The sequence below is a fragment of the Roseateles sp. P5_B10 genome (assembly GCF_056400485.1).
The window spans coordinates 1-3,271 of record NZ_JBFULE010000601.1; the positions used below are offsets into that span (position 1 = coordinate 1).

The 3,271-nt window shown below is 66.8% G+C and carries 1 protein-coding gene; it reads left to right on the forward strand.

Features of this window, described 5'->3' with window-relative positions; translation table 11 throughout:
* Positions 1-13 precede the first annotated feature (13 nt).
* A partial coding sequence (locus AC1DU6_RS24550; RefSeq protein WP_477860265.1) for a beta strand repeat-containing protein occupies positions 14-3,271 on the forward strand: 3,258 nt, incomplete at its 3' end.

Sequence of the window (3,271 nt, forward strand, 5' to 3'; positions counted from 1 at the left end):
GACCACGGGTGACATGGTCGCCCTGACCTCGGGCCAGGTCGCGGCGCTGAACTCCACGCAGGCAGGCAGCCTGTCTACCGCGCAACTGGCCGCGATTGAGACCGCGGACGTCAAGTCGCTGACCACGGGCGCCCTGCGCAACCTGTCCTCCGACCAACTCGACGCCTTCACCAGCGACCAGCTCCGCGCGCTGAGCAGCGGCCAGGTCAACAGCCTGACCACGAGCCAGGTCAATACCCTGGGCACGGCCGACCTGAACAGCCTGACCAGCGGCCAATTCGCCAACCTGTCCTCGGGCCAGGTCCAGGCGCTGACCAGCACGCAGCTCAGCTACCTCGCCACCGACAACCTGAACGCGCTGGGCACCAGCCAGTTCGCTTCCCTGAACTCCGGCCAGTTCGGTTCGCTGACCACCGGCCAACTCGGCAAGCTCGAGACCGCTGACCTGCGTGCCGTCACGACGGCTGCGCTCAACGGCCTGTCCTCCGACCAGGTCGGCGCCTTGGCCAGCGATGCCGTCGGCTCGCTGACCACGGCACAGGTCGGCTCGCTGGGCACCGCCCAGGTCAAGGGCCTGACCACGGACGACATGGTCGCCCTGACCTCCGCCCAGGTCGCCTCGCTGAACTCGACCCAGGCAGGCGTGCTCTCCACCGCCCAGATCGCCGCCATCGAGACGGCCGATGTCAAGGCCATCTCCACCGGCGCACTGCGCAACCTGTCCTCGGATCAACTGGATGCATTGACCAGCGACCAGCTGCGCGCCCTGTCGTCCACCCAGCTGAATGCGCTCACCACCAGCCCGCAACTAGTCAACATCTCCACGGGTGACCTGAATGTGCTGACGACGGCCCAGATGGCCAATCTGTCGACGGCTCAGATCCGTTCGCTGACGACCGACCAGCTCGGCAATCTGGCGACCGACAACCTGAACGCGCTGGGCACGGCCCAATTCGCGGCCCTGTCGTCCAGCCAGTTCGGTGCGCTGACCACCGGCCAGCTCGGCAAGCTCGAAACCGCTGACCTGCGTGCCGTCACGACCGCCGCGCTCAACGGCCTGTCTTCCGACCAGGTCGGCGCCTTGGCCAGCGACGCCGTCGGCTCGCTGACCACGGCACAGGTCGCCTCGCTGGGCACCGCCCAGATCAAGGGCCTGACCACCGGCGATATGGTCGCCCTGACCTCGGGCCAGATCGCCTCGCTGAACTCCACCCAAGCCGGCACCTTGTCGACCGCCCAGTTGGCGGCCATCGAGACCGCCGACATCAAGTCGCTGACCACCGGTGCCCTGCGCAACCTGTCTTCCGATCAGCTCGACGCCTTCACCAGCGACCAGCTGCGCGCGCTCGGCAGCGGCCAGGTCAACAGCCTGACCACGAGCCAGGTCAACACGCTCGGTACGGCCGATCTGAACAGCCTGAGCAGCAGCCAGTTCTCCAATCTTTCGTCTGGCCAGGTCCAGGCACTGACCAACACCCAGCTCGCCAACCTCGCCACCGACAACTTGAACGCGTTGGGCACGGCCCAGTTCGCGGCCCTGTCGTCCAGCCAGTTCGGCGCATTGACCACCGGCCAACTGGGCAAGCTCGAAACCGCTGACCTGCGTGCCGTCACGACCGCCGCGCTCAACGGCCTGTCTTCCGACCAGGTCGGTGCCCTGGCCAGCGATGCCGTCGGCTCGCTGACCACCGCTCAAGTTGCTTCGCTGGGCACCGCCCAGATCGACGGCCTGACCACGGGTGACATGGTCGCCCTGACCTCGGGCCAGGTCGCGGCGCTGAACTCCACGCAGGCAGGCAGCCTGTCTACCGCGCAACTGGCCGCGATTGAGACCGCGGACGTCAAGTCGCTGACCACGGGCGCCCTGCGCAACCTGTCCTCCGACCAACTCGACGCCTTCACCAGTGACCAGCTCCGCGCGCTCAGCAGTGGTCAGATCAACAGCCTCACCACGAGCCAGGTCAATACGCTCGGCACGGCCGACTTGAACAGCCTGACCAGCAGCCAGTTCGCCAACCTGTCCTCGGCCCAAGTCCAGGCACTGACCAACATCCAGCTCGCCAATCTTGCGACCGACAACCTGAACGCGCTGGGCACCGCCCAGTTCGCGGCGCTGAACTCCAGCCAGTTCGGTGCCTTGACGACCAGCCAGCTCGGCAAGCTCGAAACCGCCGACCTGCGCGCCGTCACGACCGTCGCGCTCAACGGCCTGTCTTCCGACCAGATCGGCGCGCTGGCCAGTGACGCCGTCGGATCATTGACCACGGCCCAGGTCGCCTCGCTCGGCACGGCCCAGATCAAGGGCCTGACCACCGGCGACATGGTCGCTCTGACTTCGGGCCAGGTCGCTTCACTGAACTCCACGCAGGCGGCCGGCCTGTCCACCGCCCAACTGGCGGCCATTGAGACAGCTGACATCAAGTCGCTGAGCACCGGTGCGCTGCGCAATCTGTCGTCCGATCAGCTCGACGCTTTCACCAGCGACCAACTGCGCGCGCTGAGCAGCGGCCAGATCAACTCGCTGACGACCAGCCAGATCAATACGCTGGGCACGGCCGACCTCAACAGCCTGACCAGCGGCCAGTTCGCCAACCTGTCCTCGGCCCAAGTCCAGGCGCTGACCAACACCCAGCTCGCCAACCTGGCGACCGACAACCTGAATGCGCTGGGCACCGCCCAATTCGCAGCCCTGTCGTCCAGCCAGTTCGGTGCGCTGACCACTGGCCAATTGGGCAAGCTCGAGACGGCCGATCTGCGCGCCGTCACGACCGCAGCCCTCAACGGCTTGTCTTCCGATCAGGTCGGTGCTCTGGCCAGCGATGCCGTCGGCTCGCTGACCACCGGGCAGGTCGCCTCCCTCGGCACCGCTCAGATCAAGGGCTTGACCACGGGCGACATGGTCGCCCTGACTTCGGGCCAGGTCGCTGCACTGAACTCGACCCAGGTGACCGGCCTGTCCACGGCGCAGATCGCTGCGATCGAGACGGCCGACATCAAGTCGCTGACCACCGGCGCCCTGCGCAACCTGTCCTCCGACCAGCTCGACGCCTTCACCAGCGACCAGCTGCGCGCGCTCAGCAGCGGCCAGATCAACAGCCTGACCACGAGCCAGGTCAACACGCTCGGTACGGCCGATCTGAACAGCCTGAGCAGCAGCCAGTTCTCCAATCTTTCGTCTGGCCAGGTCCAGGCACTGACCAACACCCAGCTCGCCAACCTCGCCACCGACAACTTGAACGCGTTGGGCACGGCCCAGTTCGCGGCCCTGTCG